At 61.6% G+C, this 7,372-nt stretch carries 5 protein-coding genes and 1 rRNA gene; 3 read left to right on the top strand and 3 right to left on the bottom strand.

What is annotated here, in order from left to right:
- Window positions 1–3: 3 nt before the first annotated feature.
- Window positions 4–116 (top strand): 5S ribosomal RNA (rrf, locus tag F0185_RS33815).
- Window positions 117–293: 177 nt separating this feature from the next.
- Here the strand turns inward: rrf and F0185_RS33810 are convergent.
- The gene (locus F0185_RS33810) at window positions 294–1,880 is read right to left on the bottom strand and encodes a M20/M25/M40 family metallo-hydrolase (RefSeq protein ID WP_167233040.1); all 1,587 of its coding nucleotides are present in this window, start codon (window positions 1,878–1,880) and stop codon (window positions 294–296) included.
- Between the two features lie 269 nt (window positions 1,881–2,149).
- Window positions 2,150–3,361 (bottom strand): M20/M25/M40 family metallo-hydrolase, encoded by a 1,212-nt coding sequence (locus F0185_RS33805; protein WP_229477314.1) that lies wholly within the window; start codon window positions 3,359–3,361, stop codon window positions 2,150–2,152.
- A 169-nt stretch (window positions 3,362–3,530) separates the two neighbouring features.
- On the opposite strand from F0185_RS33805, the gene F0185_RS33800 reads away from it, so the two are divergent.
- The gene (locus F0185_RS33800; protein WP_167233038.1) at window positions 3,531–5,558 is read left to right on the top strand and encodes an esterase-like activity of phytase family protein; all 2,028 of its coding nucleotides are present in this window, start codon (window positions 3,531–3,533) and stop codon (window positions 5,556–5,558) included.
- Between the two features lie 68 nt (window positions 5,559–5,626).
- Here the strand turns inward: F0185_RS33800 and F0185_RS33795 are convergent, their stop codons facing one another.
- Complete coding sequence (locus F0185_RS33795; protein WP_187362725.1) at window positions 5,627–6,187, bottom strand: acyloxyacyl hydrolase; 561 nt, start codon at window positions 6,185–6,187, stop codon at window positions 5,627–5,629.
- Window positions 6,188–6,344: 157 nt separating this feature from the next.
- Between F0185_RS33795 and F0185_RS33790 the strand changes: the two genes are divergently transcribed.
- Window positions 6,345–7,250 carry an NAD(P)-dependent oxidoreductase gene (locus tag F0185_RS33790; protein ID WP_267876040.1) on the top strand — a complete coding sequence of 302 codons (906 nt, stop codon included), beginning with the start codon at window positions 6,345–6,347 and terminating at the stop codon, window positions 7,248–7,250.
- The last annotated feature ends 122 nt before the right edge of the window (window positions 7,251–7,372 follow it).

Genomic DNA, 7,372 nt, shown 5'->3' with positions numbered 1-7,372 from the left:
ATGCCTGATGACCATAGTAAATCGGTACCACCCCTTCCCATCCCGAACAGGACCGTGAAACGATTTTACGCCGATGATAGTGCTGCAACCAGTGTGAAAGTAGGTCATCGTCAGGCTAGTTATAAGAAGAAAACCCCGGTAAGCCTAAGCGCGCTCAAGATCGCGCTTAGTGCAAACCGGGGTTTTTTTTCGTCCGCGTTTTTGTCGACGGACGCATGAATGTCAGGTAAATCTGGCGCCGCGCAATCTGCCAGGGCATTTGCGCGGCGGAATTCCCTGCTATTCAACGTCGTTTATTGCGGTTTATACGTCACTTTCAAGGTGTAGCTCGACGCCGTATAGCCGTTCAACAGTACATACACATCGCCATTGGCCGTCATATTGACGGTGCAGTTTTCCGTGCTGGTCGAGCCATCCGACTTGCAGGTGTAGCTGGAGGTGGTCGGCACCGAGGTTTTACGCACATACAGATCGGTATCGCCCGTTCCCGTGGTCGACGACACGACCGAACCAATCGCCGCCTTGAACGGACCGAAGGTTTTCTTCTGGCCCGAGGTCAGGCTGCCGGTAAAGGTTTCGGTCTTGTCGGTACCGCCCGGCGCTGCGCCATCGCTGCCCAGTTCAATCGCGAACGATGCCGCCAGGCGCGCGAATTTGAGCGAGTGATTGGCCTGCCCGCCGGAATTGGCAAACGTGTCGTTAACCGTGTGGATATACGGATTATCCTGGGTGAACGAGGCCTCGAAAGGCATCGACGCGTAATAACCCTGCGCCGTCCACGAAGCGTGATCCGAGCAGCCATAACCGCACTTGTCGTAGCCGATCGTCAGGGTTGGCTGATAGGTGGTGATCAGATTGCCGACGAAGGTGTTCTGCGCGCTGTCGGTGTAGTCGGTATAGATATAAATATCGTTGGCCGAGCCTTTATAGTTGGTCATGTCGAGCTGCATGACGCCGACCACGTTCACATTATTCGCCTTGAAATTCTGGGCAATCGCCTGCGAACCGCGCAAGCCCACTTCTTCGGCGGCATAACCGATCATCTTGATGGTGCGGCGCGGCTTGTAGCCGTTGGCAATCATCGAGCGCAGCACTTCAGTCATGCTGGCGATGCCGGACGCATCGTCATCGGCACCGGGCGCGCGCGACGTTTCGCCGGTATTGCCGATCGTGGAATCGAGGTGGCCGCCGAGCACAATCACCTCGGACGGATTATCGGTCCCGGTAATGGTAAGGATCACCGATTTCTGGTTATAGCCGCTGTGCGTGAATTGCGTCACTGCGATATCGGCGCGCCCGGTGGCCATGCCGGCCCACTTCTGTTTGAGCCAGTTGGACGCGTCGGAGCCGCCCGTGGTCGTATAAAAGCGGTTTGTGAACGAGGACAGTTCGGTAATCGTCGTGGCGATATTGCTGGCCTGCATTTGCGACAAGACCGGCGTCACCAGCGCTTGATTGTCGATCACGTAGCTCGGCCGGGCCAACGCCGCCAGGCTGGCGTTGGTGCTTGGAGCCGCCAGCTTGGCCAGCGCGCGCTTGCCGTCGGCTTCGGTCTCGTGATACATGTACCCGCCGCAACGCTTGAGCTCATGGTGGATCGATTCGTTCAGCTTCAGCATTTCTTCTTCGTTCACTTGCACCAGGTGAACTCGCTCCGCAGCGACGAGCCCGGCCTGGTCATTGGTCCTCACAACCTGACTCTGGCGCGCAATCGCTTGCGGTGCAACTTTTTGCAAATGTGTGTACGCGGTGTCGCCCACCGTGATCCAGCCTTTGCCGGGAGCGGCGCTGGCACTGGTGGTCGCCAGCAGCCCGGAAATCAGGACTGCAAGCAGGGCAGGCATCGCGCGACGCTGGAATTGGTGCACTTGGTTCTCCATCGGATTTTCCTTTTTTATAGATGGGCGTTGTAGCCCATTTGTCGAGCGATGGCGTGACTGGTGGGTCAGACCGCGCTCATCCAAAAAACAATGCAGCCAAAATGGCCGCACCGGTCGGATGCCTGAATTGCTAAATGGTTGTACATACTTTGCAAAAAATATTATCACGTGGAAGTACCGCACAAACTAGATTGTGGGAATTTGTTCACAGTAAATGTATATATAAATCAATGACTTACGGCAAGTTTGTATCCGTTAAGCATGAGCCGTTATGGCGAGGAACTGCCGAGCTCCACTGCGAAGGCGGCCGCCAGGCGCGCGAACTTGAGCGCGTGCACGGCTTGTCCGCCTGAGCTGGCGAAGGTGTCGTTCTTGCTGTGGATGTGGGGATTGGCGCGTGCCAGCGAGGACTCGAAGGGCATCGAGGCCGGGTAACCTTCGGCGTGCCAGGAGGCATGGTCGGAACAGGCGTAACCGCAGGAATCGCTACCGACGGTAACACCCGGCAAATATGCGGCGATCAATTTACGCAGGAATTCATTCTGCTCGGCGCTGCTGTAATCGCGCAGTAAATAGATATCCTTGTCCGCGCCCTTGTAGTTGATCATGTCCAGCTGCAGCACCCCGACCACCTGGATGCCGGCCTGCCGGAACGCGCGCGCCAACTCTTGCGAACCGCGCAGGCCGACTTCCTCCGCCGCGTAAGCGATCAGCTTGATGGTGCGGCGCGGCCGGTACTTGCTTTCGCTGATGACGCGCAGCACCTCGGTCAGGCCAGCCACGCCGGAGGCGTCGTCATCGGCGCCGGGAGCTTGCGCCGACCCCGGCTCGTCCATGGCGTTGGCGTTGATCGAATCGAGATGGGCGCCGATCACGACAACTTCGTCGGCCAGGTCGGTGCCGGCGATGGTGGCAATTACCGATCCCTGTGGAAAGCCCGGGTGGGCAAAGGTCTCGACCAGCACGCCGCCATGGCGCGCGCCGGTGGCGGCCCAGCCTTGCCGCAGCCACTCGGACGCGCGCGCGCCGTGCGGGCTGTTGTAAAAGCGGTCGGGAAAGGCCGACAAGCCCGCGATCGTGCGTGCGATTTGCTTGGCCTTCATGCCGGCCAGCATGGGCATGACCTGCGCCTGATGAACGATCAGATAGCTTGGTCGCACCAGTCCGGCTAACGGCGCCGCCGCGCCCTGTGCCAGGCCGCGCTGCGCGCTGGCCTGGTCCGCATGCACCATGAAGCCGCCGCAATGCCCAAGCTTTTGGTGCAGCAAGCGCGCCACCCGGCCCACTTCCTTGGACGGCACTTCCACCAGCACCACCGGCGCCGGGGTGACCGCTGCGGCGCCGGGAGTCGCATGCAGGCGTGCGGCCGGCATGGCCGGGCTTAACAGGCGGTAAGCCGCCTCGTCCACGGTCAGCCAGCTGGTCTGCGCCAGCGCGGGCGGCGTCGCCGCCAACAGCATTGCCAGGATCAGTATCCGCATCGCAAAGCCCTCCCTCCTGCTCGATGGAAAAAGCTTACTGCGGTTGTTCAGTAAAAGTTCAATTTTGAATGTGGGATGGTTGATCTTTGTCAAACACGCATGTCATCCTGGCGTCACGCTCGCTCAGTACACTCTTGCGTTTTCGAACGACATCCCTGATGAGGCTTGCATGAAGTTTCTCCCGCAACTTTCCCTGATCGCCGCTGCGGCGGCCATGGCCATGGCCGGCTGCGGCGGCAGCAGCGACACCGTGCATACCGCGCCCGCGGCGCAAACCGGCGTCTTCCTCGATGCCGCCGTCGAAGGGCTCGACTACGTCGCCGGCACGCGCGCACGCGCCACCACCAATGCCAAAGGCGAGTTCTCCTGTATAGTCGGCGAAACAGTTGCCTTCAGCATTGGCGGGATGGCATTAGGCAGTGCGAGCTGCGGCACGCTGTTGACGCCGCTGTCGCTTTCGGGAGGAACCGACGTGACCGACCCCAAGGTAGTAAACCGCTTGCTGGCCCTGCAAGTGCTCGACGACGATAACGACCCATCCAACGGCATCAAGCTCGGCGCCGACGCAAAAGCCGCGCTGGCCGGCAAAAACCTCGATGTCAATGCGGCCGCGCCCGTCTTCAACGCCGCGCTCTCAGGCAGCCTGGCCGGCAGCGCCTACGGCGAACGCACCATCGACGACGACCGTCGCATGCTGGCACGCGAACATTTCGAAGACACCCTCGCCGCCAGCCTCGGCACGCCCGCAATCGAGCAATTTACCCAGTCCACGCCGCTGGGCAAGGTCGCTACCAGCGTGACGCGTTACCAGGTCAGGGCGGCAGCCAGTTTCCACGTCCCGTACGAAGGCGCCAACGCGGCCGTGAAGGCCGAGTTTCCGCAAGGCTTCCTGCCATCCTACGGTTCCGGGCTCGCTTTCAAGGGCAAGAATGCAAACGGCGAACTGGAGTTCTACAGCCTGACCGACCGTGGTCCCAACGGCGACGGTCCGAATGTCCCCGCGCTCGACGGCCAGGGCACGATGGGCAGCAAGATTTTCCCTTCGCCCAGCTTCACGCCATCGATCGGCGTGTTCACCATCGGCAAGAACGGCGCCACCCTGAGTTCCAGCTTGCCGATCAAGGTGGCGGCCGGCGTGAACGCGTCCGGCTTGCCGGTGCCGGCCGGATCGCTTGGCAACTCGGCCGAAATCCCGGTGTTTGACGCGATGAAATTTGATCCCGCCGGCAAGGCCGTATTCAACGCCGGCGGCATCGACAGCGAAGCCATCGCCGTCGACCAGCGCCGCAACGCCCTGTGGGTGAGCGACGAGTACGGCCCCTTCCTGGCGCGCATCGACGTCGGCACCGGCATCATCCAGGCCAGATACGCCCCCGGCAGCGGCTTGCCCGCCATTCTTGCCAAGCGCCGCGCCAACCGCGGCATGGAAGGGATGACGCTCGACACGGCCAGCGACAAGATCCACGCCTTCCTGCAAAGCCCGCTCAGCGATGGCACGGCGGCCTACGCCGTCACCGGCAAGAACGAACAGGTCGAGCGCTTTGCCCGCTTTACGCGCTGGATCGAATTCGACCCGGCGACCGGCGCGACCACCCGCATGTTCGCCTATCCGCTGGACGGCAAGGATTACGCGGACGGGCGCACCGGCAACGCCAAGCTGGGCGACATGGTCGCGCTGGGCAATGGCAAATTCATCGTCATCGAGCAGGGCGCCGGACCCGGCGGCGAGGTGTTCAACAAGCTGATGCTGGTCCAGATCGGCGAGGCCAGCAACATTCTCGCCCCTGGTTTCAATCCGGCCACGTCCGACCTGGAAAAAAGCAGCATGAGCGGCACGGCGATCAACGGCGCCAGCTGGGCCGGCGTGACGCCGCTGAAAAAGACCTTGCTGCTGGACCTGAACGCGATCGGCTGGCTGGCCGAAAAGGCGGAAGGCCTGGCCCTGGTCGACGGCATGACCCTGGCGCTGACCAACGATAACGACTTCGGCATGGTCACCCGCGTCACCGGTCCGGATGGCAAGACCGTGGCCGCCGACGTCACCAAATGCAACGTCAACGCCGCCGGCAACATCATCGCGAGCAGCGCCGCCGGTTGTGGCGAAGCCAACCGCATCCGGGTCGGCCGTGGCGCCGACAAGGAACGCCCGAGCCGCCTGTGGCTGATCAAATTCGACAAAGCCCTGTCGTCCTACTGATCGCCCACGGCAAAACGGCGCCCGATTCGCATCGGGCGCCGTTCAGCACCATCCAAACGCAGCGGTCATCAGAACGCGCGCGAAACCTTCAGCACCAGGAAGTTCACGCCGCTGTTGGGTTTTTTGTAGCCGCCGTTCGAGAAGTGTTGAATCTTCATGCCCACATCCCATTGATTGGCGAATACATAGCCAGCGCCCAGGTGATCGCCGAACTGGAACGCGGTCGACAGCCGGTTCGAATCGTTGTCATAGCGCTTCGACAGCAAATTGAGGCCGATGCCCGCTTCGCCATACCAACCGGTCATGTCGTCGGCCTGGAACCGGAACACCGGCGTGAAACCGATATTCGTGATGTTCTGGTGTTGGCCGTCCACGTTTTGATACGCATTGCCGCGCCATTGGGCAATCGAGGCATCCCAGTAACCGCTGAGGTGGGTGCCGTTCGATTGGAACCAGCGCTGGTTCCAGTCTTTTTGCACGCCAAAACGGACCATCTGGACCTTGGCGCCGCCACCGACTTCCAGCGAGGCGTTATCAATCACTTTGTCGGACGCAAACGCGCACGGGGTTGCGGCCATCACCGCGAGCGTTGCCAGCGAGGCGCACAGCTTCATGTTTAACAGGGACATATGTAGGGCTTTCTGAGATAGGCACGCTAATTCATCATGATTAGCGTGTCCACTATTGTACCGACGAAGCTGAAACCTCGCCTTGCATCACGTGTGCGCGCAATTTGATAAAATGACATGCTTGAAGCCGCATTCACTTCCATCCCTGGAGGCCGCCCTGACTACCCTCACCATCGCCTTTCTCGGCATCGGCCTGATGGGCCATCCGATGGCCATCCGCCTTGCTGGAGCCGGCTGGACCGTACGCGCCTGGAACCGCTCTCCCGACAAAGCCGAGGCCCTGCGTCGCGCCGGTGTCCAGCCCTGCAGCGGGCTCGATGAGGCCGTGCGCACGGCCGACATCGTCATTTCCATGCTCGCGTCCGGCGCCGTGGTGAGCGAGGTCATCGACGCCGCGCTGCCCAGCCTGCACCCCGGCGCGCTCTGGATCGACATGAGTTCTACCCAGCATGGCGAAGCCCTGGCTTTCCACGCGCGCCTGGCTGCCCGTCAGGTCCGCTTTCTCGATGCGCCCGTTTCCGGAGGCGTTGCAGGTGCGCAAGCCGGCAGCCTGGCGATCATGGCTGGCGCTGCGCTCGATGACTTTGCCCAGGCGGAACCCGTCCTGCGCGCGATGGGACGGCCCACCCTGGTCGGCCCCGCCGGCAGCGGCCAGGTTGCCAAATTGTGTAATCAGTTAATCGTCGGCGGCACCCTGAATATCGTGGCCGAGGCGCTGCTGCTGGCCCAGGCGGCCGGCGCCGATCCGGCCGCCGTGCGCGGCGCGATCCGCGGCGGCTTTGCCGAAAGCCGCATCCTCGAATTGCACGGCCAGCGCATGCTGGACCGCAATTTCATTCCCGGCGGGCAGGTCACGAGCCAGCTCAAGGACTTGCAAAACGTGCTGGTGGCCGCCGCCGATGCCGGCCTGGTGCTGCCGGTCACCTCGGTCGTCACCGCCAATTACCGCAGCATTGCCGACGAGTTTGCACATGCCGACCACGCCGCCGCCCTGCTGGCGCTGGAGAAAATGAACCCGGGCCAGCGCCTGGGAACGGCGCCGGACCAGTTGCCGCCGGACTAGCCTGAATTTTGCATAAAAAGGGGCAAGAATGCCGTAAGTGATTGATAAAATGTGAGTTATCTAGAAACACAGTTATCAACAAAAACGCCACCTTGCCCGACATGAATTCTACCTCAGAGCAG

Source organism: Massilia rubra (genome assembly GCF_011682065.1).
Taxonomy (GTDB): domain Bacteria; phylum Pseudomonadota; class Gammaproteobacteria; order Burkholderiales; family Burkholderiaceae_D; genus Telluria_A; species Telluria_A rubra.
This window is presented reverse-complemented; position numbering and strand designations above follow the sequence as displayed.

Coding starts and splice junctions, on each gene's coding strand:
- F0185_RS33800 (WP_167233038.1), top strand. CDS start 3,531: ATGAAGTTTCTCCCGCAACTTTCCCTGATCGCCGCTGCGGCGGCCATG.
- F0185_RS33795 (WP_187362725.1), bottom strand. CDS start 6,187: ATGTCCCTGTTAAACATGAAGCTGTGCGCCTCGCTGGCAACGCTCGCG.
- F0185_RS33805 (WP_229477314.1), bottom strand. CDS start 3,361: ATGCGGATACTGATCCTGGCAATGCTGTTGGCGGCGACGCCGCCCGCG.
- F0185_RS33810 (WP_167233040.1), bottom strand. CDS start 1,880: ATGGAGAACCAAGTGCACCAATTCCAGCGTCGCGCGATGCCTGCCCTG.